Genomic DNA, 23757 nt, shown 5'->3' with positions numbered 1-23757 from the left:
TCGATACTGACGATCGCCCGGTTTTGGCCGTGTCGGTTCGGCGGAATAGCTTTCGTCGCATACCTTAAAACCCAACCCATGCGCCGCACCCTCGCCCTCCTGTTGATCGCAAGCTCGTTGATTGCCTGCCGACGCGAAGAATTGAATGGGTCAGCCGATGCGGGACAAGGCCCTGTGCTGCAAGAGCGATCCGATCTTCAGACCGTGCCCGACGGCGAACCGCTCACGCAAGACGATCTGGACCGAACCGTGATCGGCGTGCTCGAAGCGCGCAACGATTTCCGATGGGAGTGGGTGGACATGCGCACCCTCTGGAGCGCCGTGCAGTACAATGACCATAGCCTGGCAATCGGCTACCAGCCCGCCCATGCCAACAGCATTGAAGATGCCCTGCACGCAATCAATATCAAGAGCTCCCCATGGATCGATGTGCATGATGCGATCATCGACCGGGTGCTCACCGAGCTGAACAGCGGACGCACCACCGGGCGCATCACGCTCGATGACATCCTTGTGGAGGACGACCCCGTGCTGCCGGTCATCACCTTGCGCATCACGGATAAGCGCGTGATCACCATGCTTCGCAACCTGCGCAATGTGCGCTACCTCGAGCCGCTGGATTACTGGCCAGCGGCTGGCCAGGAGGGCGGGCGCAGCACGAGCGGGTGCAGCGCATCCACCACCGCGCTCAATGCAGCGGACGTCACCACCATCACCCCGAATGCCCGGCTGCCCTGGAACTTCAACAACCATTCAGTGCCAGCAGCCTGGAATAGCGCAACGGGTACGGGCATCACTGTGGGCGTGATCGACGCCGGCATCAGTTCATCACAGCCGCTTATCGGCAGCGACTTCAACAACGGCGACAGCAATGTGGGCCGTACCCTGAGCGCAGGCTACACGTTCGGCGGATCGGCTTACAGCAGCTGCACACACGGCACCAGCATGAGCGGACAGGCTGTGGGCCCGCGGAACAGCAATGGCGCAGCCACAGGCGTGGCCTATCGCAGCAACCTGGTCTTCCTGCGCGGCTGCGAGGACGTCGTGCTCAACCTGAGCAGCGAGAAGACAGCCGTGAAGAACGCGTTGATCCAGATGGGAGACAACCAAGCGGTGCGCGTGATCAGCATGAGCATCGGAACGCCCTTCAGCAGCGGTGTGCTGAGCGATGGCGTGAACTACGCCTATGGCAAGGGCAAGATGATCATGGCCGCAGCAGGCACCAGCTTCAGCTGGACGAGCTGGTGGGGCGTGATCTATCCGGCGGCACTGAGCAAATGCGTGGCCGTGACGGGCGTGAAGGAGAATGGGGCGAAATGCTCCAGCTGCCACGACGGCAGCCAGGTGGACCTCACCATCTGCATGGAGCGCAATGCGAGCAGCAACCGCAATTCGCTCAGCCTCCCATCCAGCGGCACCGCGCCCACGTACATCGGTGGCAGCAGCAGCGCCACCAGTACGGCGGCCGGCATCGCGGCGCTGGTCTGGAGCGCCAAGCCCAATGCCACGCGCGCACAAGTGCTGCAATGCCTCACCAGCACCGCGCAGTTCGCCGGATCGCCCAGCAGCAGCAAGGGCTACGGCAACATCAACGCTGCGGCTGCCGTGAACTGCGCACAGGCCTTGTAGGCTGTCGCGAACGCATGCTCCTGCGCTGCCCTTTCATAACGACCCCTGCACTGACCGACCACCCGACCCATGCGCCTCGCGACCATCGCCCTCGTCTCTGCCGCGCCGCTCTGCTGCAGCGCCCAAGTGCTGATCGACAGCATCTCCTACGAAGGCCTCAACCAAGGCCTATGGGGGATTCACGTCATGCCGGACACCATCTTCCTCGGGGCTGATTTCAGCGGAAGCGTTTACTACTCCGATCACGACGGCAACCTCCTGGGCTCGCTGCCAACCGGCTACGACTTCAATCACGGCCTCATCCGCAAGCCTGATTCATACCTTATCGCTGAAGACTTCACCACAGGCGGCGCTGGGCTCTATGAAGTGAGCCTCAGCGGAGCGCTGCTCAATTCATGGACATTCCCTCCGGTGATCGGCGGCAACTCATCGGGGATCGGCGACCTCTGCGCCGACGGTGATGCCGTGTGGTACACCATGTATTTCCCCGACTTCGACGCTTACCCTTATGCCTACGCCTATAAGTGGGTGCCCGGAGAGCCCACGCCCATCGACACCGTGCCGCTCATGGGCGAACAGCCATACGGCATCGCGCTTCGCGGCGATACGCTATTCTATGTCACCGACAATCTCAACGGCGACCTTGAGCGGATCTACGCCTACGACCTCACCAACGAGCAGCTGATCGGTTCCGTGCCGCTCCCCGACAGCGACAATGACCAATCGCCTCGCGGCCTATTCTGCAGCGGAGACCGGCTCTATCTGGTGGCCAATCGGTCCGGCGGATCGGCCTTCGCCTTCCAGATGGCGTACATCTACGCGCTCGATGGCACCACTTCAATTGATGCCTCGTCGGATCGCGGCGGATTCACGCTGCATCCATCGCCGGCCGATGAGCTCATCATGCTGCATGGCTTGCCCGCGGGAAGCGCGATCACCATCACCGACCTGAATGGCCGCGTGGTCATGGAACTGGGCGCCCATGGCCCGCAGCAGCTGGTTGATTCATCCGATCTCCCTTCGGGCATTTACGCCATCACGGTGCAGCCGCGCCATGGCATGGCCACCGCGCTGCGCTGCGTGATCGCGCATTGATCGGTGACCAGCGGCAGCGCGCTCTTGACCTTGGAACCGCGCAGAAGCCGTGCGCATGCGTCAGGCGGCCTCCTTCATCGCAGTCCCACGGATCACCGCAGCAGCGTGACATGCCCGATCACCGACTTGCGGCCCTGATAGGGCAGCTTGTAGAACGCCCGGAACACGTACACCCCATCCTTTGAGACCACGCCCGCATAGGTGCCGTCCCATTTCTGTTCGGGGTCCTCGCTGCGGAAGATGAGTTCGCCCCAGCGGTCAAAGACCATGATCAGGAACTCCTCCGGCTCGCACTCGCCCACCACGCTCCACCAATCGTTCCGGTCATCGAAATCCGGCGTGAAGGCATTCGGGATCCACACGGTGCACGAATCGGAGCAGTCGTCCATGGTGATGGTACGATGGAGGGTATCCACTCCGCAGCTCAGTGCCACGATCAATGTCACATCCACCTCTCCTTCCGCGCTGAACATGACATTCGGGTCGATCTGAGAAGTGGCATCCGCCGCATCGCCGAAGTCCCAATGCGCTGAGAGGATGGTGCTATCGGCAAGGAGCGTGAATCGGGCCGGCTCCTGGATGCAGCGCGCCTCTGCCTCGAAATCGGCCTCGCAGAGGCAGTCGATGGGCTGGACGTTCGCCAGGGCCTCATCGGAGCAGCCGTTCGCATCCGTGACCCGAACCATGTAGGAGCCACTGTCTGAGGCCGCGCTTGGATCCGCCACTTCAAGGCTGTCAAGCATGTAGCTCGCGCTCATGCCCTGCACCGGGAACACCGTGCTCAGGTCCACTGCCTGCCAGGGGCAAAGCGTGAACGATTGATCGGGGCCGAGATCGGGGTTATCATGCACCAGCAATTCGATCATGGCCGTATCGGAGCACCCGAATCCATTGCTGGCCACGAGCTGATAGGCACCGCTTGCATCGGCGGCAGCGGGATCGCCCACAGGGGCTCCATCCATCCACCATTCCGCGGTGAGGCCGGTGGTGTTGTATTCCGAGGTGAGGTCATGGGAGGACCCTGCGCAAATGCCAACCTGTGCATCGGCGCCGAGCGATGGTGAAGGATTGAACTGCACCGTGACCAAGGCTGTTGAGGAGCATCCAGCAGGATTGGTCAAGGTGATCTGGTAGCTCCCCGCAACCGTCACATCCGTGGGATCCGCGACCACGGCGCCGTTCAATGTCCAAACTGGCGTGCTGGCACCAGTGGCATAAAGCTGCGTAAGGTCAATAGCCGCGTTGTCGCAAGCGGTCAGCTGCTGATCAGGACCGAGCACCGGATTCGCAGCGATTGAGACCACGACGTTCGCTGCATCGCTGCATCCATTCGCATCGATGACTGTGAGCGTGTATGTGCCGGCGAACGTCACTGCGGTGGGATCAGCCACCACCGCGCCGCCAATGGTCCATGCGGCGTTGAGTCCGGCGGTGCTGAAGAATGGGGTCAAATCAACTGCTCCGCCGGCGCAAGCGGATGCGGCTTCATCAGCTCCCAATGCCGGGCCGGGCCAGAGCGACACGGTCGCCATTGCCGTATCCATGCAACCATTCGCATCGACAGCCACAAGCACATAATCGCCCCCGGCGCTCACCGCACCGGGATCGCTGACCGGCACGCCGATGATGGTCCAAACAGTGCTCAATCCGGTGGTCACGAAAAGTGAAGTGAGGTCGGTGGTGGTTCCGCTGCACAGGCCAACGGCTTGATCAGCGCCGAGTGATGGCGGTGGCTGAACATCCAGGATGGCCTCGGCAACATCGGTGCATCCGGCGGGGTTGGTGACGCTGACGGAGTACACACCAGCCTGCGTCGCGGCATCCGGTGGCGGTATGGGAGCACCGTCGAGTGTCCAATCGGCCGAAAGGCCACCGGTATCGAAGAGCGATGCGATATCGGCGCTGCTCCCCTGGCAGATGGTCAACGCCGCATCTGGACCCAGAACAGGGTCACTGTTGAAGGACAGAAGGATCTGCGCCGCATCGCTGCAGCCGGCATTCGAGGCGGTCAATTCATAAAGGCCCGGTACCGTTGCCGCCGCCGCGGTTGCCCCCGGGATTGCAGCACCATCCAGTGTCCATGCTTGACCAGTGGCACCAGCAGTGTTGAGGTAAGTCGTCAGATTCACCGGGCCCGCGCCACTGCACTCCGTCACGACCTGGTCTGGACCAAGGGCGATCGCTGTGCCCACACTCACATTATAGTAGCCATAATAGGTACAGCCGTTCCACCAGTCAATGACTTCGATGTAATAGGTGCCAGAAGCACCCACGGCAGATGGGTCGGGCACGGTCTGGCCTCCCCAATCCATGGAAACGGTTACCGTCGAGCTCGGATCCCACCACCAATTGCCCTCGAAATAACCGAGGACATCCACGGTCTCGCCCTGGCAGATCGCATCGGATGGCCAACCCATATCGATGATGCACGGCGGTGGCGGGCTGCTGAAACCGAAGGAGAAGGCACCCGTGCCATTGCCACCGGTGTACCATCCGGGACCCCAAGGGCCGCCACTGGGATCCGTTCCGCCGCCGGCACAAGCGGTATCGATGACCGTGATCGTCCAAACACCATCGGCGCTCTCACCGGAAAAGTCACCCAAGGTGCCCAATTGCGGGCTGAAGGAACCCGTGAACGGTGCAGATGCTGTGGTGATGTCGCCCCCGCCCCAATACGGGAAGTTCGTATTGGTGTAATTCACGCCGCCTGCGCCGTTGAAAGCCGAGAGCAGCAGGGTGGTGCCCGCTGGCGAGGTGAGCGTGATCTGCAGCGTCTGGGGGTGATTCGTGGTGATGTTCAGCACCACATTCTCCAGGAACGGCCCCCAATCCAACCCGTTCGGGATGATCAACCAGCCCACACCGCTCACGTTGGCCGTGAACGTACTGGTATCGCACATCGGGATAGGCCCGCTGGTGAAGGGGAAGGTCTGGGCTGCGGCGGGCTTGGCAGCAGCGAATGCTGCCACCAAGGCCAAGCCGGCTGTCATGCGCTTCAATTCCTTCGGTGCCATATGCGCGGTCGAAGCTAGTTCCTCCAACCCGGTGACGACAGGTTTCCCATCCGGTTGCCGAAGCGCCGATCGAATTCCCCGCGCCCTTCGCTATCGGCGGAATGGCAGGCGGGCCTCAAAGGCCGCAGGCTTCACCTTGCGGATGAAGGGACCGATGAGCTTGTTGGCCACTCGGCTGCGGTGCTTCACCAGCACGCGCATGCGCACAGGCACCGCCCCGATGCTGCTCTTGGCCTGTTCGGAGGTTCGGCCGAAGTTGATCCGACGGAGCCGCTTCACGATCGCCAATTCCACCAGCTCCGCCAGCATGCGCAGGTAAATGCCATGCTCACGGTTGCGCGCGTAGTCGATGCCGACGAACTGCGCGTCGAGGCAGTCCCCATTGACGAACGCCGCGCTGAAGCCCACGAGCTCCTCATCGAGGAAGTAGCCGCGCAACGACATGCCATCGCCGAGGATGCGCTTCCAGTCCGCGTACACGCCCAACTGCAAGCGGCCGAACACGAACGGCGATTGCTCCAGCACGGCGTCGAACAGGCGCTGCATGGCGGGCCGATGCTCGGTGATCCCCCGCACGTTCATCTCGAGCACATTCAGCTTCGCCGAGCGCTTCCGGATCGCGTTGAAGCGTGTGCGCGCCTTCGCGGTGAGCGCTGCCTGATAGTCCTCGATGGTCCTCCAGGAGGGATCGAGGTCCATGACCATGTTCGCATCCGTCGCCAGTTCGTGGTAGCCCTTGGCGAGGAGAGCCGGATGATCGTGTTCCGGTGCGGGCCAGTGCTCCTTGAAGATCATCGCCGAGACCCTCGGCATCAAGCGCTCATCGGCCCGGAGCTGCTCCATGGCCTGCTCCAGCGCGCGCAGCTGCAGTTCGCGAGCGATGCCTGCCGCGAAGTGCGCTCCATGATCCCCGCAATGGAACACATTGCCGCATACGAGGCTGCGCACCTTCAGGTCGCGTCGGATACGGGCTTCCAGGCCGCCCAATTTGCACAGGGCATCGGCCTGCTTGCTGCCGTTGTCCTCGAAATCGACCACTTGAAAAGCGGCAGCGCCCACCAGTTGGTATTGCGCATCGTGGAAGAGCGCGTAGCGGAACTCCATCCGACCGCGCATGGCATCCTCCAATGCGCAGAGGTAGGCATGGCCGAGGTAGGGCGAGCCTCCGCACGCTGCCCCATCCCAATCCGCGCGATGAACCAAGTGGATGGAATCGTGCAGGCTCAACCGGAGCGTTGGGTTGGCCGTTCGTTCGGCTTCAGCACCGGAGGCTCGGGGAATGGCAATGGCGCGCATCGGGGGCAAGATCGGTGCTGGCCCGGCTTGGCGCGAATTGCGGCGGCTTCCAGCGCACCCGGCGTGTTAGTGTCGGGCACCTGCCACGCGAGTCCCGGATCGAACCATGGCGATGGTCCGCCGTCATAGGCCGAACTTGCCCCACCATGAAACTGAGCGCAACCTGCATCGCCCTGCTCGCTACCGTATCCGCCGCCGCCCAAGGTCCCGCCGTCACCAGCTGGATCCTTAATCCGGGCAACGAGACGGGCTATGCGGGGATCGCGTCCAATGTGCAATCGGTCCACTACACGGCGAGTGATGCTTATGTGACTTGCACCTGCATCCCGGGCTACGACATCGGCCCGTGGACCGCCAACCCGAACCTGCCCGCCAACCAGGACTTCTGCTTCAGGATCACGCGAAACCCGGTGCAGAACACGGGCACCTTGGTGAACACGCCGTTTGGCCATATCGGCGTGTGGCGTAACGGCGTGAGCATCTTCAACGCCAAGGACGGCATGAGCTACAACAACCAGGGCATCTGGAACCGCGATGCGCTGGTGTTCGAGGGCATCAGCTTCGATGTGTGCCTGGGCCACCCGGCGCCGAACGGCGAGTACCACCACCACGTGAGCCCCAACTGCCTCTACGACCACCTCGATGATGAGTCGCACGGTGACCTGATCGGTTACGCCTTCGATGGCTTCCCCATCTACGGCGCGCATGGCTTCGCGAATGCCGATGGCAGCGGCGGTATCGTCCGCATGCGCAGCAGCTACCAGTTGCGGAGCATCGCCGACCGCACCACGCTGCCCGATGGCACCGTGCTCGCCGCCAATCAATACGGACCGGCGATCGGAGGACAATACCCCTTGGGCGCTTTCCTCGAGGACTACGAATACGTCACCGGCAGCGGCGACCTCGACGTGCATAACGGCCGCTTCTGCGTGACGCCGGAATACCCCGATGGCATCTATGCCTACTTCGTCACCCTCGACGCGCAATACCAGCCGGCCTATCCGTACGTGCTCGGCCCCACCTACTACGGCACCGTGCAGCCCGGAAACACCGGACCCACAAGCGGACACCACACGATCCCCGGCACAGCGGTGCTCTATGATCCGCTCGCAACGGCCGTCGAGCGCATCCATGCATTGACGCTCACGCTCTTCCCGGTCCCTGCGGATGGGATTGTCCACATCCGAGCAGGCGCGTCCGCAGTGCAGGCCTTGGAAGTGATCGATTCGCAAGGCCGCATCGCGCATGCTTCGTCCGCATCGGGCATCATGGAAGTGGATCTCAGCGAACTTCCCTACGGAGCGTACACGGCACGCCTCACCCTGGCCGATGGCTCCGTGCTGAACCGGGCGATCGTGCGCCAGTGAGCTCCGGCGGCCGGGAGCCATTGCGGGCTGCAAGGCCGCCAGGCAGGGGCAGCTGCCCCATGGCCGCCACCGCGCCGGTTCTAATGGAACGCGTACCGCGCCCCTATGATGCCGGCACCGGCGAACGCGATGCGGTTGACCGAATGCCCCGGCACGAATTGCCAGCCGATGCCCAGCCGATAATCCATGCCCAGCTGCCAGCGCGGACCGATGCGGAACTTGACGCCGGAAGGGATGAAGATGCGCGTGAAGTAAGCCCGCTTGGCGCCGACCGAATGCTTGTTCATCTCCCCTGCTTCCTGCTCCGAAGGATGCTCGCCATCGGCCAGGTACCGGCCTTCGATCAGGATCAAGCGGTTGTTCACCGTGGTGCTGCCGTTCGCGCCTAGCCCCGCGTGCCAATGCACGTAACGGCTCCATTGGCCACGCAGCAGGTAGGCCGTTTCGAGGCTGAGCTCCGTTTGAAGGTTGCAGTACACGATGCTGGTGTCCATGCCCTGATGCCGGTACGTGACCATGGCCTCGCGGGGGCTGTGCAGCCCCACGCCCACTTGCACCTCGCTGGTAGTGCCGGTGGTGGTCGGCATCGTCTTCGGTCGGCTGAAGCCAGCAAGGACGAAGAGCCCCAGGCCGCTGGTGGTGGTGCTCACCCGCTCTTCGAAGAGGCTGAGGTCGCGCTGCAGCTCAGAGCCGGACTTGGCAAAGGCCATGAGCTGTTGCAGCGACATCGTCTCGTAGCGGTCGGTCTCCACACCGGTCCCGAAATTCAGGCTCGTCAGGCGCCATGCAGGCGCGTTGGGCAGGACCACAGCGGCCTGCTGCGCGGCCGATTGGAGCGGGACGGAAAGGATCAGTAGAAGGGCTGGAAGGATCGGGCGATTCATGAAGGTGAAGGTATGCCACGGACAGGAGCCGGTGAAGAGCACCCGATGCATGCCCGTGCAATCCAAAGCGTTGACCATTCAGAGGAAGGCACATGTGACAGAACCATGGTTGGTCCTACAACGGTGGATGCGGGACTGCGGAAGCCTGCGCTTATTGATTCAGGATCAATTCACCCCTGGACGGGTTGCAGGCCGCAGCTGCGTGGCGAGCACCCACGCAGCGGTCGCCAGCAATCCCAGCATTAGGAGCGCGTTGGCCCCGGGCCAGTGCAAGGTCTTGAACACCATGCCGCAGAGCGCCGTGACGATGGCTAGTGCGAACCAGCCTGGCTTGCTGATCTGTATCGACCACGGCCCTCGCTTGCTCGCCATGCGGAGCACCATGGCCACTGCGGTGAGCAGCGCGCTGCACAGCATGATGGTGCCGGCTCCTGGCCAATGAAGGGTCTTGAACAGCACGCCGACGATGAGACCGGCCAAACCGAATGCGCGGAGGTTCATGGTGATGGGGGTTGCTTCATGCAATGCCGAGCCATCACCCAGGTAACGCCGATTGAGGCCCTCCGCCATTGGCTCCCTTTTCCGGCCGCGATGCGCAGCCGACCTAGGCCACGACCTTCTTCCGGCTCATCAGCTCCTCCACCGCCTCTGCCTCCACAGGGATGTCGGCGAACAGATCGATCGGGTTGTCGCGCGTAACGAGGATATTGTTCTCCAGGCGGATGCCCAGCTTCTCCTCGCGGATGTAGATGCCCGGCTCCACGGTGAAGACCATGTCCGGCTGGATCATCTCGTTCCACAGGCCCACGTCGTGCACATCGAGGCCCAGGAAGTGGCTGGTGCCGTGCATGAAGTACTTCTTGTAGAGGGGCTTTTCCGGATCCTGCTTCGCCACCTCGTCTTTGCTCAAGAGGCCCAGGCCGATCAGCTCGCTCTCCATGATCCGTCCCACTTCCTTGTGGTAGTCGGCGAGGAGGGTGCCAGGGCGCAGCAACTGCGTGGCCTCATTCTTCACGCGCAGCACGGCGTTATACACATCACGCTGGCGCTTGGTGAAGCGGCCGTTCACGGGGATGCACCGCGTCAGGTCGCTCGCGTAGCCGCCGTACTCGCAGCCGAAGTCCATCAGGATCACATCGCCGTCGTTGCACACCTGGTCGTTGGTGATGTAGTGCAGCACGCAGGCGTTGTAGCCGCTGGCGATGATGGGCGTGTAGGCATGCCCGCGCGAGCCGTTCCGCAGGAACTCGTGCGTGATCTCCGCTTCGATCTCGTACTCCTTCACGCCGGGCTTCACGAAGCCGCACACGCGCTCGAAGGCCTTGCCCGTGATCGCGATCGCGCGCTGGATCTGCGCCACCTCCTCCTTCGTCTTCCGGCTGCGGATGCGGTGCATGATCGGCGCGCTGCGCTTCAGTCCGTGCAGCGGGAACCGCGCGCGCAGCTCCGCATTCTTGCGGTCCTCGCGGGTTTCCACCTCGTTCCCCTGCCGCAAATGCTCATTGCTGTTCAGGTACAGGTGCTCGCATTGCGGCACCAGCCGCTTGATCGTCGCTTCGTAGCTGCTGGTCCAGAGCACGGTGGCGATTCCGCCCAGCTCGCTCGCTTCCTTCTGCGAGAACTTGGCGCCCTCCCAGATCGCGATCAGCTCGCTGGTCTCGCGCACGAAGAGGATCTCGCGGTCCTTCGGGTCCGCCGCATCAGGGAAGAGCAGCAGGATGGTCTCCTCCTGATCGATGCCTGTGAGGTAGAAGATGTCGCTGGCCTGCTTGAACGGCATCGTGCCATCGGCGCTCGTGGGCATGATGTCGTTGCTGTGGAAGATGGCGAGGCCACCCTTCTCCATCGCTTGGCGGAAACGGGCGCGGTGCTCGCGGTAGGTGGCGGCTGAGAGGGGGGCGTATCGCATGGTGCAGCGCTGTTGATCGGTGATCGGGTTCCTAGAAGCCTTTCGCGCCCAAGGTAGAATGGTGCGCTCGTTCATGGCGGTTCCTATGGCGCACGAGCCGATGCAGGCGCCCTCGCCCAGGCCAGGCAACCGGATGTGCTCGTTCACCCATGTGAGCAGCGAAGGCAAAGCGGCAAGCGGCATCTGCCTCCGTGCGACGCAGCCTACATTGGGCCATCCATTCTCACTCATGTCCCGACACGTCTCCGGCATCGGCGGATTCTTCTTCCGCGCGGACGACCACAAGGCGTTGGCCAAGTGGTACAATGATCACTTCGGCATCAACGACGAGGCGAACGGCTGGATCTGGCAACAGGATGCCGGCCCCACGGTGTTCTCGCCATTCAAGCGCGACAGCGATTACTTCGACGCCAAGCAACCCTTCATGCTGAACCTGCGCGTGCAGGACATGGATGGCCTGCTGAAGAAGCTCGAGGCCGACGGCGTGCGCATCGACCCCAAGCGACAGGACGAGGATTACGGCCGCTTCGCGTGGGTGTATGATCCCGAGGGGAACAAGATCGAATTGTGGGAGCCGAAAGGCTGAACACTTAAATTGGTGGCATGAAGGAGATCATCTTCATCGTTGACGAGTCGCCAGAAGGTGGCTTTGAGGCCCGTGCTTTGGATCACTCCATCTTCACCGATGGCGATGACCTTGAACAACTTAAGGCCAATGTGAAGGATGCTGTAGCTACACACTTCGAGGCCGATCAGATGCCCAAGGTGATCCGCCTGCACATGGTGAAGGAGATCGTGATCGCTGCATGAGGGTCCCGCGCGACCTCACGGGCAAGGAACTGATCAAGTCGCTGGGCAAGCTGGGATACGAAGTGACAAGGCAGAGCGGCAGTCACATCCGCTTGACCACCTCCCTCAAGGGCACGCATCACATCACTATTCCAGACCATCGGCCGATCAAGGTCGGCACGTTGGCAGGGATCCTGGGTGATGTCGCGGCGCATCATCAGCTAACGCGAGAGGAACTGCTTGCCTTGTTGTTCTGAGTGCATCTGAACATCGCCCTCGTCCTTGCTGAAGTGTGTTCGCTGGAAGTACCGGGTGCGGAGCATCCAGGTGTGCAGGTTCTCGGTACCGAGGCCCATCGGAGCCTCCAGCGATTGGTGCGGACCTGCGCCGTAGCCGTCGAGCGAGATGGTGTAGCTGTGGACCTGCCTGCGGCAGGCAGGCGATGAGGCGGGGCATGGGGGTTCCGCTACTTCTTTATCAAGCCTCCCCTCCCTTACCTGATCGAACCATCGCTCTCACTTCATCCCAGGTGTAGCTTTTGCCCTCCCCGCGCTTGTACGCTGCCTCGCGCTCCTTCACGATGTTGTAATGCTCGTCGGTGAGGTCGTCGTCCTCGCTCTTCGCAGCACGGAAGAGGTCGGCCACTTTCTTCAGCAGGCCTTCATCGGTCGTGCGCAGCAGGCGCTCGATCAGTTGGAGCTTGAGGGACTCGGTAGACATGACGGCGGCTTGTGTGACGAAGTTAGGACGTAACTCAGCTATGCACTGTAATAGATCCATTGGTACATTCATGCCGCATTAAACCCGTATGGCTGCGAACAATGAACATCCTTCCGAGGTCAATTCTGCTTCCAAGTTGTTCGCTTGGGCTGCGGACAATATCAAGAACCTTGCTGGCCTTCTCTTCGCTCTCCTTTACTTCAAGTATGCCATAGAAAAGCTTGTAGATAAGGAATTGACACTACAAGTGGTCTTCCTTGGGCTGGTCCCTTTGACCGCTATCTTCTTCGTCTATGGCAACTACCTGCCTAAACGACGGGCGCGTCTGGAGCGAATGCGCCCGAAGAAATTGTCAGGTCCGAGCCACTTGGATTACTTCACCACCGCCCCACGCGGGGAAAAGGATGCTGCCCTGTTCGCGGATAGGTACGAGCGCTTCGTTGACTGGGCGAAGGAACCGGCCAGCCCGGTACTTAGCCTGACCGGAGAATCGGGGTCCGGTAAATCCTCTGTGATCCGTGCTGTTCTAATGCCATGGCTTAAGGAGTATGGAGTGAGGATCATGCTCATAAGAAGCCATGATGACCCGCTCAAACAAATGGCTGAAGCACTCGGCGTTGAAGTGGGAGCGCAAGAAAACATGGCCGACGCCCTGGCCAATGCCATTCACACAAGAGAAGCTGCCCAGCCGGGGGGCGAGAAGCACCTGATCATCATTGACCAGTTCGAGGAGTTCTTCCTCATCGCCGATGAGGCCAAGAAGGTGGCCGCACTGGCAGCTAGGAAGCGGCAGGACGCGCTGAAGCACCTACTACATGAGCTGTTGCGGATGCCACCGAAGCAAACCGCCATTCTCTTATGCTATCGAAGCGATCACCAACAGTTGATCGACCGGCTCGAACTGCCCATGCGGATCGAGGGCAGGAACTGGATGGAAGTGGTCCCATTGCCTTTTGATTTAGCGCAGCAGTTCATTAAAAGTTGCCCCGGATTGGAGATACCGGAGGAACGCATGGAACTGGTGTTGAAGGAAGCCGCGCGCCAGGAGGGCTCCAACAAGGTGATGAAGCCCATCGTGGCGAACATCCTGGGCATCGTGCTCCAGCGCATGGCAACACACCCCACTGATTGGAAGCGCGAAAAGGACCTGTTGCGCGCTTATGTGTTGGATGGACTCGGAGACGAAGTGAAGCTGGAACGGGCCCGCATCTGCAAAGCCATGCTGAGCGACACCCGCACCGCCAAGGCCTGGGACATGGCCACTCTCGCCAAGCGTTGCGACGTTCCCATAACCACCCTGGAGAACCATTTGATCCATATGGGTTCCCTAGGGTTGATGCGCTGCCTGAACGAGCAGGAGCCACAGATCGGGAGAAGGACATGGCAGATCGCCCATGACTTCATCGCCAGCTTGATCGAAAAAGTAGTTTCCGGGGTGTACCGAACAGTCTGGCGCGTCGTCAGGCCATGGCTTGCTCCAGCAACGATGGTCTTAGCCGGTGCGCTCATCGTATCGTCCATACCCAGTGCGGAAGAGCGGGCTAAAGCCGAATTGGAAGCAGCTGGCCTGACGTGGAATGCCTCGACCCGGACAATTACCGTGGATCGCGAAAGCCATATGAAGAAGGTGGGTGACACGACGATGGTGGATTCTACCATCGGCACGTTCATCACTTCAGCAAGGCTTGTTCAGTTATCCCCGTTCTTTCGAACACTTGAACCGACTAGAGTTGATCTCAGCAAATGCGACAGCTTAACCAACGTGGACGGACTCCAGGGGCTGGGCGCATTGCAAACACTCGATCTCAGTAGCTGCTGGATGCTAACCAACGTGGACGGCATCCAAGGGCTCGGCGCTTTGCAAACACTCCACCTCAGATTCTGCTTGAGTCTGTCCAACGTGGACAGCCTCCAAGGGCTGGGCGCTTTGCAAACACTCGATCTCAGTGAATGCAGGACGCTGTCCAACGTGGACGGACTCCAGGGGCTGGGCGCATTGCAAACACTCGATCTCAGTGGCTGCGTTAGACTGACCAATGTGGACGGCCTCCAAGGGCTGGGCGCTTTGCAAACACTTAATCTCAGGGAATGCAGGAGACTGACCAATGTGGACGGCCTCCAAGGGCTGGGCGCTTTGCAAACACTTAATCTCAGGGAATGCTGGAGACTGACCAATGTGGACGGCCTCCAAGGGCTGGGCGCATTGCAAACACTCGATCTCGGTGACTGCAAGAGTTTGACCAACGTGGACGGCCTCCAAGGGCTGGGCGCTTTGCAAACACTTGATCTCAGTGGTTGCGATAGCCTGACCAATGCGGACGGCCTCCAAGGGCTGGGCGCATTGCAAACACTCGATCTCGGATACTGCAAGAGTTTGACCAACGTGGACGGCCTCCAAGGGCTGGGCGCTTTGGAAACACTCGATCTCGGATCCTGCAAGAGTTTGACCAACGTGGACGGCCTCCAAGGGCTGGGCGCTTTGCGAACACTCGATCTCAGCCGCTGCGATAGTCTGACCAACGTGGACAGCCTCCAAGGGCTGGGCGCTTTGCAAACACTTGATCTCACGGACTGCGATGGTCTGACCAACGTGGACGGCCTTCGGGGGCTGGGCGCTTTGCGAACACTCGATCTCAGCCGCTGCGATAGTCTGACCAACGTGGACGGCCTACAAAGTCTGAGCGCATTGCAAACACTCAATCTCAGCCGCTGCGAACAGTTGATCAACTTGTTCGATGCAACTGGTCTTAATCGTCTCAAGGTGCTGAAATTAGATGGCACCAAAGGAATCCGTTCGCTTACGCCCTTGTTCGAATGCGATTCCCTGCGGTTCGTAAGTGTGCGGCGATGCTGTTCGGCGTTGCCCCAGAATGAACTGAAGGAGCTGATCACCCTGGGTGTTGACACGCTGGCGAGTCGTGTCGATTCCGTGCGATTCTCTATCCACATGCAATTACATCGCGCTCGGACTGAGGGCCCTCAATTCAACGAGGAGTAATCCGCGCTCTGGTCTTGGCAGTCGGCATCCTTCTGTAGCTGCATCGGGATGTCGTTGGCCAGGCTGCTCGTAATGAAGAGGATCCTATGCGGTTGGCGGCTATTTACCCTTTGGCCCCTGGAGCGAGATGGTGAAACCGTGAACGATGAGGCGGGGCATGGGGGAACTGTCGTGGATCTAAGTTGGAGCCTCGAGTACGGTTACGCGTTCGCAGTCATGGTCGTTCTTGATGATAACTTGGCGACATGGCGAATCAGGGTGTATCCGCTGGCGCAAGGATCGAACGTGAGATCGCTCGAGAGAACTGGGCTGGTGCCCGTAAGCTCATCTCAGCGCAACTGCGAGAAGATCCGGACAACCATTGGTTGATCGCCCGACTGTCCCTTACGTACCACGAACAGCGACAATACACCAAGGCCCTGGAGCTTACTACAAAGGCCCTGCAACTAGCACCAACATGTCCTCTTGTCCTCTGGGACCATGCTGGCACCCTTGCCATGCTCGGAAGGACCGTCGAGGCGCTCGCCATCTATCAGCGCTTGGTCAAGCGCGGCGTCGATCGCATCGCATACGGCGCTTGCGGTGAGGGTTTGGCTTGGGCTCGCGGCCTGGTAGCCGACTCTTGGTACCGCTCTGCCCATTGCTACAGGGCCCTTAAGAAGACCAAACACGCGATCGGCGCATACAACCGACATCTCGCCATGAGAGGACCAAGATGTCGATCGATCTATCACCTGAAAGTTGTGCGCCAAGAGTTGAACGATCTGACCAGCCGCCGAGCGAGATGGTGAAAACGTGGACGATTAGGCGGGGCATGGTGGGCGTTCTTGTTATCGCATCAACAAATCCTTGAGGCGCACTGCCTCGGTTTGATACACGGAGGCCCACTCCCTTGTTGGATCACCTCCGCATCGCGTTGAACCCTCCAGGACGGCCTTGACCAAGTTGTTCTCATGAAAATAGAACCGAGCTTCCATGGTAACATCCTGAACGTCCAGATCAAATGAAGCCGTGCTGTCCACATATGCGAACTCCAAGCCTTGAGATGAGACGAGGACGAGCTGCGAATTCTCGAAGTAGTACTCTGTGATGTTGACACAACTCGAGAGCCCGATCCACTCGACGATCTTGACTAACGCTCCATTTCTCATAAGTCCGGTCAAATGCCCTCCGCCGTCCGTCATCTGTTCCAGAAACTCCTCGTTCTCGAGTGCCCTTACCTCATAGTCCTTCCCCGCGTTGATTTCTTGAACACGGCGGTCCACTGCAACGATGTACGCGCTGTCGATCTGCGCATGGGTCAACGTGCAGGAGCCAAAAGCTACGATGGTGACAAGTGCATTCATGCGATGGAAAGTTAGACGCTCACACCACCGATGCCGAGCGGAGCCTCCAGCGATTGGTGCGGGCCGGCGCCGTAGCCGTCGAGCGAGATGGTGAAGCCGTGGACGATGAGGCGGGGCATGGGGGAATGTTGGAAATCAAAGTTGAGTGCTTTCGTTCAGCCGTAGATCTTTTCTTTGAAAGATGGACGTGCAGAACTGCATCAAGACCATTCAAAGCAAGCCCACAGGCTTGTTCACGTTCCGCGTGTCATATCCGGAAAAGATCAGGTGCATCTCGGAATTGGCCAGTCACTCGGATAGGTACTTGGATGGCATCATCATCTCGGCTACACGTGATGATGAGCCCTACGTGCAAGAGATCGCAGCCGCTGTCATCATATCACGATTCAAGGAACTGAAAGGCGTGAGGGAAGTAGAGGAACGCATGAGCGGAATGCCGCTTCAGACAACGGACCCTGCTTTCTGGCAAGTCACGAGACCCCTTGATGAGGCCGTAACGCTAGTGAGCATTGCGAGCATCAACGGCAATGGCTACGTGCGTCAGGCAGCGCTGGAACAGATGTCGGTTTCGACCGACTGGCGGTACATCCCCTTCATCTTGCGCAGGGCTGGGGATTGGGTGCCGCAAGTGCGCGCGCAGGCCACGAAGGTGCTGGCGAGGTACAAAGCAACAGAGTTCCGCAAGGGGTTCTTGGGTTCCATCCACGACATCGAGTCCCTGTTGCAGGTAAAGCGCGTCGATCTGGTCTCGGTGTATCAAGAGGTGATGCGATGGCTTGTCCACGAAGTGGAGCCTGCCCAATTGCTGATCGACGTGCAAGCCCTTGGCGATGCATCGCGGTTCAGGGTCATTCGCTACTTGCTCGCCGAGCACGCTTGTGGTGAAGCGATGCTGCGCACATTTCTCTATGATCGCAGCTTCCTTATCCGCCTTGCCACGATCCGACATGTGGTCACACTCGCCGAGGACTGGTCGACGGGGTTGCTGGAAGGTGCTCTGAATGACCCATTCCCCAGCGTGCGAACCAGCGCACTCAAGGAACTCATCCGCCGTGACCGCGCGACACCGGCCGTGCTCACCCTTGGCCTGACCGACCCGTCATTCGATGTTCGCGACATGGCGGCTAAGCGGCTCGCCCTGTCCCGTGATGCACTCGTGGAACATTACCGTGAGCATCTCAAGCGTGGCATTAGGGTGGTTGGCTGCCTCCTGGGGCTACGCGATGTGAAGGGAAGCGAATACGTGACCGATGTCGTTCCCTACACAACACATTCGGACCCAACTGTACGACAAGCTGCGCTCATGGCGCTGGATAGCCTCGCACCGGACCAAGCGTACGAACACGCGATGTTGATGATCGTGGATCGGAACAAGCGGATCCGCGCAAAGGCTGAAGGCATCCTCCTCGAACGCCATGATCAGGCTGTGGTCGATAAAGCGCTGACCTTGCTGGCATCTGAACAAGTCATGCATCGTTTGGCTGGCCTGTCCTTGCTGAACAACTTCGGGGGCTGGGGATCACTTCCTCATACCCTCAAGGCTTGCTTGGATGCATCTCCAAAGGTCGCCGACCAAGCTTGGACCAACTTGAATGCCTGGGTGGCTTATGCCCGTCGGTTGTTCACGGAAGCACCCCCCCAAGAGGTCGAAAGGGCCCGAGTAATCTTGAATAACGTTCGAGCGGTTTTGACGCAGCTCACCTATGCACAGCGAAGAACACTCGATGCCGTTCAGGTATTCCTGAGCTAAGGTCTTTCGAGCGAGAGGGTGAAACCGTGGACGATGAGGCGGGGCATGGTGGGGGCTGATGCTCATAGGACAAAGCCGATCATATCCTTCGTCTTGCCCTTAGGTAGAATTCCCAAGTCCTCCGCTTCTTGATAGCAGTTAATCAGTGCCTGCTTCATCGTGAGCATATCCCTTCCTTGAACAGGCTTCATATGCTTCAGCCAGAGTTCGAGCGCAGGCTCGGTACACATCGACTTGTCCGTGCGAACCAGCACTTTCGCAATCAGCATGATGGCCTCCGCAAGTTCCTTCGTAATGGCCTGTTTCGGAGTAATCCAATCACAAGGACCAACAGCATCTGTGTAGAATGCGGCTTGCTTGAGACGATCAAGTTGTGCCCCGTGACTGCTATTCCGATCGAATAGTCCGCGAAACTCCTCAAGCTGTCTTGCTCCTTCAGCGACAAGTGCGGGCAGTTGCCATTGCACGTTCTTGCTTGTGTGGCTTCGATAGTCCTTCCACGAACGATTGAGCTCTTTGGGGTCGTCTTGAACCAGAATCTGTCGTAGGATACTCACCTTGCCCGCTTCTTCGATCGCAAGAATCGCGAGGGCTACAGATCGCTCATACCGCTCATTGTCGAATAGCAAGTGGGCGTCGGAAAGCAGGGAGATGGCGTTCTCCGTTGCAGCAGCCATTCCTTCTGCTGCCTTCCTTGGAGATAGCTTTTGGGAGTACTGTGCTCCTTTCATCAGCCTTAGTGGCAGGGATTCTCAGTCTTTAGGCTCTTCTACATCCCGCAGCAGCCATTCACACTCCGCTTCGAAATCGATCTGAATCGTCCAAGTCAGCTTCTCTCGATTCGGGCCCGGCCTACCACTGAGCTGTTCGCACTTCATCGCGAATCGTTCACTCACAATTGCTTCGTCCGCATGAAGCTGTCCCTTGAATTCCACCCGTCCCGGAAAATGGAACTTGCCACCGTATTGATGCAGACCATTCTCCAAACGGCCTAGCCATAACACCTCTGTTTCCTTTCGATAGTCGATACCGAGTTCATCGAACAACTTTCGCACCTCAGGTGGATAAACGTTCTCACGGTTCGCAATGAAGTTTCGACAGTCAGCACAGCCACAAAGCTCGGGACCACCTTTGGCCATTTTCACAAACCTCTCCATCACGTCGTTTGCGTCGACGATGAACACCCAATTGCGATATGTCACATGCTGTACCAAGATTATCTTCTGATGAAGCAGGGCATTGCATTTCGCGTTAGGGACAGCAGCGGAAAGCCCGGAGCCGCTTCGGCGAGGACTTGAAGCGAATGGCCCGACGGCGAATCTTCGAGCCGGAACGCCCACATCTCGACTCCGCTCGATGTGACAGCGTTCGGCATCACTCAATTCAAATTCAAGTACGCGCTCAACCCGTGCAAGCCGCCTTCCCGTCCATACCCGCTTTCCTTGTAGCCGCCGAAGGGTGAGGTGGGATCGAACTTGTTATAGGTGTTGGCCCAGATGACGCCCGCGCGCAATTTGCTCGTGAGGTTGAAGATCTTGCTGCCCTTGTCCGTCCACACGCCGGCGCTGAGGCCGTAGGGCGTGTTGTTGGCTTTCTGGATCACCTCGTCCACGGTGCGGAAGGTCTGCACGGCCAGCACGGGACCGAAAATCTCCTCCTGCGCGATCCTCGCGCTCTGCGCCACGTTGAGGAAGAGCGTGGGGCGGCACCAGAAGCCTTTGCTGGGCAGCTCGCACGCGGGCTGGTACATCTCCGCGCCGTCGGCCACGCCCACCTTGAGGTATTTGTTGATGGTGCCGAGCTGTTCCTTGCTGTTGATGGCGCCGATGTCGGTGTTCTTGTCCAGCGGATCGCCCACGACGAGCGAGCGCATGCGGTGCTTGAGCTTGCGGATGACCTCGTCGTGCACGCCTTCCTCCACGAAGAGGCGGCTGCCGGCGCAGCACACGTGGCCTTGGTTGAAGTAGATGCCGTTGATGATGCCTTCGACGGCCTGGTCGATGGTGGCATCGGCGAAGATGATGTTGGCCGCCTTGCCACCGAGTTCGAGCGTAGCCTTTTTGCCGGTGCCGGCGATGCTCTTCTGGATGAGCTTGCCCACGCCGGTGCTGCCGGTGAAAGCGATCTTGTCGATGCCCGGATGGTTGACGAGCGCCGCGCCCGTGGCACCTGCACCGGTGATGATGTTCACGACGCCATCGGGGAGTTCGGCTTCCTGGATGAGCTCGGCGAGCAGCAACGATGTGAGCGGTGTGGTCTCGGCGGGTTTCAGCACCACGGTGTTGCCGCAGGCCAGCGCGGGCGCGATCTTCCACGCGGCCATGAGCAGCGGGAAGTTCCACGGGATGATCTGCCCGGCGACGCCGAGCGCACGCTCGGTGTTTTACCCGGGAACGCATAGCCGAGCTTGTCGGCCCAACCGGCGTAGTAGAAGAAGTGCGCGGCGGCGAGCGGCACGTCCACGTCGCGACTTTCACGGATGGCCTTGCCGCCGTCCATGCTTTCGACCACGGCGAACTCGCGTGCTTTCTCCTGCAGCAGCCGCGCGATGCGGTAGATGTGCTTGGCGCGTTCGGCGGCGGGCATCTTGCTCCACACATTGTCGTAGGCCTTGCGCGCGGCTTTCACGGCGGCGTCCACATCGGCTTGGTTGGCCTCGGCGATGCGCGCGAGCTTCTGCTCGTTGGCGGGGTTGATGGTGTCGAAGTACTTGCCCGACTTGGGGGCGGTCCACTTGCCGCCGATGAAGAGGTCGTACTCCGGGCGCAGGGTGATGTGGTCCTTGGACTCGGGGGCAGGGGCCAGGGGCCAATCAATTGTCTTCTTCTTGGTTGCCATCGCGAGCGAAGTTAGTGGTCGCTCGTAGCAAGCGCGCCCATCCACTCATGGACGGGCGCGCTGATGGATTGGCGTATGATCACGGCATCACGAACCGATGCACCTGTCCGCCGCAACGCAGCAGGTACACCCCGCTGCGGAGGTCGGCGGTGGGAACTTCGTTCGCACCTGCGCGCAACACACCATTGCGCAATGCGCGGCCGCTCGCATCCACGAGCAACCAATCGGTCGCGGCCGCATTGCTCTGGATGAAGAGCGCACCAGCAGCCAGGTCCTGCCGGAAGCTGATGCCTGCTTCCCGCGCATCGGCGATGCCCGTGCTCAGAAATTGGAACGGCGGCGAGGTGTTCACGCAACCGAAGGAGTTCATGTCCACCGTGTAGGTGCCGTTCTGCGTGGGCGTGTGCGTGCTGGCAGTGGCGCCACTGATCGGCGATCCATCGAGGAACCATTGGATGGTGCCGCCACCGCTCACGGTGAGGTCCGGAAAGTCGAAGGAGATCACGGGCAAGGCATTCGCTTCCACATCCAGGCTGAAGCGGACCACAGAGCCATTGCCGTTGTTGTTGTTCGCGCCATAGGCGATGATGTCTCCTCCACTGAGCCGGAATCCGTGTGCGATGCTACGGGTGCTGAACGGTGACTGGAGCACGCCGTTGGAACCGAAGCTCGCGTCGGGTTGTCCACCGGGCGTCAACCGCAAGATGGCGCCAGGTCCATTGGTGATGTTGCTGAGCCGGTGAAAGAGCAACGCGCTTCCATCGGTATCCATCCAAAGTCCGCTGCCGACCGGATTGCTTCCTGTGACCTGGAAGATGCCATTGGTGCCGAATGTGAGATCGATGGAGCCATCGTCGTTGAACGCAGCAATGCTCGGACGTGTATCGCCATCGTGCGCGCCATAGCCAACAAGGAATCCTCCACCCGGACGCCGCACCATGCTCCAATCCTTGAAGCCATCCGGGCCACCGAGGTGGCTGGCGGATACGGTGGGGTGCAACGCAAGACCGTTGGTGCCGAAGGCGGGATCGGGGTCGCCATTGGGAAGGAAGCGCACCAGACCCATGAAGTAGGGGTCGAATGCGCTGGTACCCACCAGCCCTGCGATGGTCACCGATCCATCAGGGTCCATCACCGCTCCGAGGTCATCGTTGAACGGGGTATAGCCCACGGGCATTTCCGCGCGGCCATCCGCAGAGTAGCTGGTATCCAATATGCCGTCGGTGGTGAAGCGGAACACACCCAACTGTGCGTTCCCGATGATGGCGGCGAGGATGCGTCCGTTCGCATCGATGAAGACCTCCTCCACCTTGCCGGTGGCCGAGCCCGTGGAGAAGCCGGTGTTGTTGTAGCCGGTCCCGTTGAAGGTGCTGTCCACGGAGCCATCCGCGTTGTAGCGCCACACACCGGGGAATTGGCCTGAGCCCGCGTTGCTGGCCGCGATCAGACCACCGCCAATGATCTTCCCATCGGCCTGCACCGCGACGCTGCTGCAGATGGTTCGCTGCTCGAAGTGGTGCGCTTGCACGCCGTTCTGCCCGAAGGTGGGATCGAGCTCGCCGCACGCCGTGTCGATCCGCGCCATGAGGGCGTAGTACGGGAAGCCATCACCGCCCCAACCAGCCAGCACGAGCTTGCCGTCGGCTTGCAGTGCGTGGCTCTTGAAGGCCGCTGCCGTGGTGATGGGGAAGGCGATATCGGCACAGCCGTTGGTGCCGAAGATCTGTGCGGGCTCGGGGGTTTGTCCGAATGCGTTCAGAGAAGCGGTGGCGGCCACGATCGAAAGGGTGAAGAAGCGCTGCATGGCAGATGGATTTGTTCCGCAAACCAACCCAGGTCCGCAATGCGGCGCAATAGAACATTGGTTACACCGGCCCGGGCTCCTCCCCGATGACCCGGTCGCTGAGGCTCCGTCGACCATATCGTCACCAGAGCATTCACGCCCTAATGCGTGCGATCTTCTGCTCGTTGGCGAGGTTGATGGTATCGAAGCAGGGCTCCCCTGAGCCTGTCGAACGGATGCCGCACTTGGCTTCACCTACTTGCCGCCGATAGAGCTCGAATTGGGACTTCAGGGTGAAGTGGTCCTTGCTTTCGCGGGCTGGGGCAAGGGGCCAGGAGA

18 protein-coding genes and 2 pseudogenes are annotated in these 23757 nt (G+C 60.3%); 8 read left to right on the top strand and 12 right to left on the bottom strand.

Annotated features, from left to right (window positions below; translation table 11 throughout):
• Positions 1–78 precede the first annotated feature (78 nt).
• Positions 79–1629, top strand: a complete 1551-nt coding sequence (locus tag IPM12_06755; protein ID MBK9147503.1) for a S8 family serine peptidase — start codon at positions 79–81, stop codon at positions 1627–1629.
• 69 nt (positions 1630–1698) lie between these two features.
• Positions 1699–2724: a T9SS type A sorting domain-containing protein gene (locus IPM12_06750; protein MBK9147502.1), complete on the top strand. Its 1026-nt coding sequence runs from the start codon at positions 1699–1701 to the stop codon at positions 2722–2724.
• 92 nt (positions 2725–2816) lie between these two features.
• On the opposite strand, the gene IPM12_06745 is transcribed toward IPM12_06750, so the two are convergent.
• Together IPM12_06745 and IPM12_06740 are read right to left on the bottom strand one after the other, a co-directional pair.
• Entirely contained in the window at positions 2817–5738 is a 2922-nt protein-coding gene (locus IPM12_06745; protein MBK9147501.1) for a gliding motility-associated C-terminal domain-containing protein, read from the bottom strand.
• A gap of 90 nt (positions 5739–5828) precedes the next feature.
• Entirely contained in the window at positions 5829–7034 is a 1206-nt protein-coding gene (locus IPM12_06740) for a GNAT family N-acetyltransferase (GenBank protein ID MBK9147500.1), read from the bottom strand.
• A gap of 146 nt (positions 7035–7180) precedes the next feature.
• Between IPM12_06740 and IPM12_06735 the strand changes: the two genes are divergently transcribed.
• Complete coding sequence (locus tag IPM12_06735) at positions 7181–8401, top strand: YHYH protein (GenBank protein ID MBK9147499.1); 1221 nt, start codon at positions 7181–7183, stop codon at positions 8399–8401.
• An 80-nt stretch (positions 8402–8481) separates the two neighbouring features.
• Here IPM12_06735 and IPM12_06730 read toward each other — a convergent pair whose 3' ends face one another.
• The 3 genes from IPM12_06730 to IPM12_06720 all read right to left on the bottom strand — a co-directional run bounded on the left by IPM12_06730 (position 8482) and on the right by IPM12_06720 (position 11194).
• The gene (locus IPM12_06730) at positions 8482–9363 is read right to left on the bottom strand and encodes a hypothetical protein (GenBank protein ID MBK9147498.1); all 882 of its coding nucleotides are present in this window, start codon (positions 9361–9363) and stop codon (positions 8482–8484) included.
• Positions 9364–9450: 87 nt separating this feature from the next.
• Entirely contained in the window at positions 9451–9786 is a 336-nt protein-coding gene (locus tag IPM12_06725; protein ID MBK9147497.1) for a hypothetical protein, read from the bottom strand.
• Between the two features lie 103 nt (positions 9787–9889).
• Positions 9890–11194, bottom strand: a complete 1305-nt coding sequence (locus IPM12_06720; protein MBK9147496.1) for an aminopeptidase P family protein — start codon at positions 11192–11194, stop codon at positions 9890–9892.
• Positions 11195–11423: 229 nt separating this feature from the next.
• On the opposite strand from IPM12_06720, the gene IPM12_06715 reads away from it, so the two are divergent.
• From IPM12_06715 to IPM12_06705, 3 genes are read left to right on the top strand one after another with little or no spacing between them, the layout of a single operon-like run.
• A complete protein-coding gene (locus IPM12_06715; GenBank protein ID MBK9147495.1) occupies positions 11424–11780 on the top strand; it encodes a VOC family protein in 357 nt (118 codons plus the stop codon).
• A gap of 17 nt (positions 11781–11797) precedes the next feature.
• Positions 11798–12004 (top strand): 2-oxoisovalerate dehydrogenase, encoded by a 207-nt coding sequence (locus IPM12_06710; protein ID MBK9147494.1) that lies wholly within the window; start codon positions 11798–11800, stop codon positions 12002–12004.
• Positions 12001–12240, top strand: a complete 240-nt coding sequence (locus tag IPM12_06705; GenBank protein ID MBK9147493.1) for a type II toxin-antitoxin system HicA family toxin — start codon at positions 12001–12003, stop codon at positions 12238–12240. Before IPM12_06710 ends, IPM12_06705 begins: the two co-directional genes overlap by 4 nt.
• A gap of 220 nt (positions 12241–12460) precedes the next feature.
• On the opposite strand, the gene IPM12_06700 is transcribed toward IPM12_06705, so the two are convergent.
• The gene (locus tag IPM12_06700; GenBank protein MBK9147492.1) at positions 12461–12703 is read right to left on the bottom strand and encodes an addiction module protein; all 243 of its coding nucleotides are present in this window, start codon (positions 12701–12703) and stop codon (positions 12461–12463) included.
• Positions 12704–12791: 88 nt separating this feature from the next.
• On the opposite strand from IPM12_06700, the gene IPM12_06695 reads away from it, so the two are divergent.
• Complete coding sequence (locus IPM12_06695; GenBank protein MBK9147491.1) at positions 12792–15701, top strand: hypothetical protein; 2910 nt, start codon at positions 12792–12794, stop codon at positions 15699–15701.
• 830 nt (positions 15702–16531) lie between these two features.
• Here the strand turns inward: IPM12_06695 and IPM12_06690 are convergent.
• The gene (locus IPM12_06690; GenBank protein MBK9147490.1) at positions 16532–17047 is read right to left on the bottom strand and encodes a hypothetical protein; all 516 of its coding nucleotides are present in this window, start codon (positions 17045–17047) and stop codon (positions 16532–16534) included.
• A gap of 23 nt (positions 17048–17070) precedes the next feature.
• Positions 17071–17166: pseudogene (locus IPM12_06685) on the bottom strand (dihydrofolate reductase).
• Positions 17167–17228: 62 nt separating this feature from the next.
• Between IPM12_06685 and IPM12_06680 the strand changes: the two are divergent.
• Positions 17229–18797: a hypothetical protein gene (locus tag IPM12_06680; protein MBK9147489.1), complete on the top strand. Its 1569-nt coding sequence runs from the start codon at positions 17229–17231 to the stop codon at positions 18795–18797.
• Positions 18798–18859: 62 nt separating this feature from the next.
• Here the strand turns inward: IPM12_06680 and IPM12_06675 are convergent, their stop codons facing one another.
• The 4 genes and pseudogenes from IPM12_06675 to IPM12_06660 all read right to left on the bottom strand — a co-directional run bounded on the left by IPM12_06675 (position 18860) and on the right by IPM12_06660 (position 23439).
• Positions 18860–19528, bottom strand: coding sequence for an AbiV family abortive infection protein (locus IPM12_06675; GenBank protein ID MBK9147488.1), 669 nt, complete (start codon positions 19526–19528; stop codon positions 18860–18862).
• Between the two features lie 21 nt (positions 19529–19549).
• Complete coding sequence (locus IPM12_06670; protein MBK9147487.1) at positions 19550–19981, bottom strand: hypothetical protein; 432 nt, start codon at positions 19979–19981, stop codon at positions 19550–19552.
• 194 nt (positions 19982–20175) lie between these two features.
• Positions 20176–21635: pseudogene (locus tag IPM12_06665) on the bottom strand (aldehyde dehydrogenase family protein).
• A 79-nt stretch (positions 21636–21714) separates the two neighbouring features.
• Positions 21715–23439, bottom strand: a complete 1725-nt coding sequence (locus IPM12_06660) for a hypothetical protein (GenBank protein MBK9147486.1) — start codon at positions 23437–23439, stop codon at positions 21715–21717.
• Positions 23440–23757: the final 318 nt, after the last annotated feature.

The organism is Flavobacteriales bacterium, from assembly GCA_016716605.1.
Classification (GTDB): Bacteria; Bacteroidota; Bacteroidia; order Flavobacteriales_F; family PHOS-HE28; genus PHOS-HE28.
Note: the sequence above shows the minus strand (reverse complement) of the source record. Positions and strands in the feature narration are given on the sequence as shown.

Excerpts from the sequence above, each read along its gene's own strand:
- IPM12_06740 (MBK9147500.1), bottom strand. The coding sequence starts at position 7,034 with ATGCGCGCCATTGCCATTCCCCGAGCCTCCGGTGCTGAAGCCGAACGA.
- IPM12_06695 (MBK9147491.1), top strand. The coding sequence starts at position 12,792 with ATGGCTGCGAACAATGAACATCCTTCCGAGGTCAATTCTGCTTCCAAG.
- IPM12_06705 (MBK9147493.1), top strand. The coding sequence starts at position 12,001 with ATGAGGGTCCCGCGCGACCTCACGGGCAAGGAACTGATCAAGTCGCTG.
- IPM12_06745 (MBK9147501.1), bottom strand. The coding sequence starts at position 5,738 with ATGGCACCGAAGGAATTGAAGCGCATGACAGCCGGCTTGGCCTTGGTG.
- IPM12_06720 (MBK9147496.1), bottom strand. The coding sequence starts at position 11,194 with ATGCGATACGCCCCCCTCTCAGCCGCCACCTACCGCGAGCACCGCGCC.
- IPM12_06700 (MBK9147492.1), bottom strand. The coding sequence starts at position 12,703 with ATGTCTACCGAGTCCCTCAAGCTCCAACTGATCGAGCGCCTGCTGCGC.
- IPM12_06755 (MBK9147503.1), top strand. The coding sequence starts at position 79 with ATGCGCCGCACCCTCGCCCTCCTGTTGATCGCAAGCTCGTTGATTGCC.
- IPM12_06725 (MBK9147497.1), bottom strand. The coding sequence starts at position 9,786 with ATGAACCTCCGCGCATTCGGTTTGGCCGGTCTCATCGTCGGCGTGCTG.
- IPM12_06715 (MBK9147495.1), top strand. The coding sequence starts at position 11,424 with ATGTCCCGACACGTCTCCGGCATCGGCGGATTCTTCTTCCGCGCGGAC.
- IPM12_06710 (MBK9147494.1), top strand. The coding sequence starts at position 11,798 with ATGAAGGAGATCATCTTCATCGTTGACGAGTCGCCAGAAGGTGGCTTT.
- IPM12_06730 (MBK9147498.1), bottom strand. The coding sequence starts at position 9,363 with ATGGTCAACGCTTTGGATTGCACGGGCATGCATCGGGTGCTCTTCACC.
- IPM12_06675 (MBK9147488.1), bottom strand. The coding sequence starts at position 19,528 with ATGAAAGGAGCACAGTACTCCCAAAAGCTATCTCCAAGGAAGGCAGCA.
- IPM12_06690 (MBK9147490.1), bottom strand. The coding sequence starts at position 17,047 with ATGAATGCACTTGTCACCATCGTAGCTTTTGGCTCCTGCACGTTGACC.
- IPM12_06660 (MBK9147486.1), bottom strand. The coding sequence starts at position 23,439 with ATGCAGCGCTTCTTCACCCTTTCGATCGTGGCCGCCACCGCTTCTCTG.
- IPM12_06750 (MBK9147502.1), top strand. The coding sequence starts at position 1,699 with ATGCGCCTCGCGACCATCGCCCTCGTCTCTGCCGCGCCGCTCTGCTGC.
- IPM12_06680 (MBK9147489.1), top strand. The coding sequence starts at position 17,229 with ATGGACGTGCAGAACTGCATCAAGACCATTCAAAGCAAGCCCACAGGC.
- IPM12_06735 (MBK9147499.1), top strand. The coding sequence starts at position 7,181 with ATGAAACTGAGCGCAACCTGCATCGCCCTGCTCGCTACCGTATCCGCC.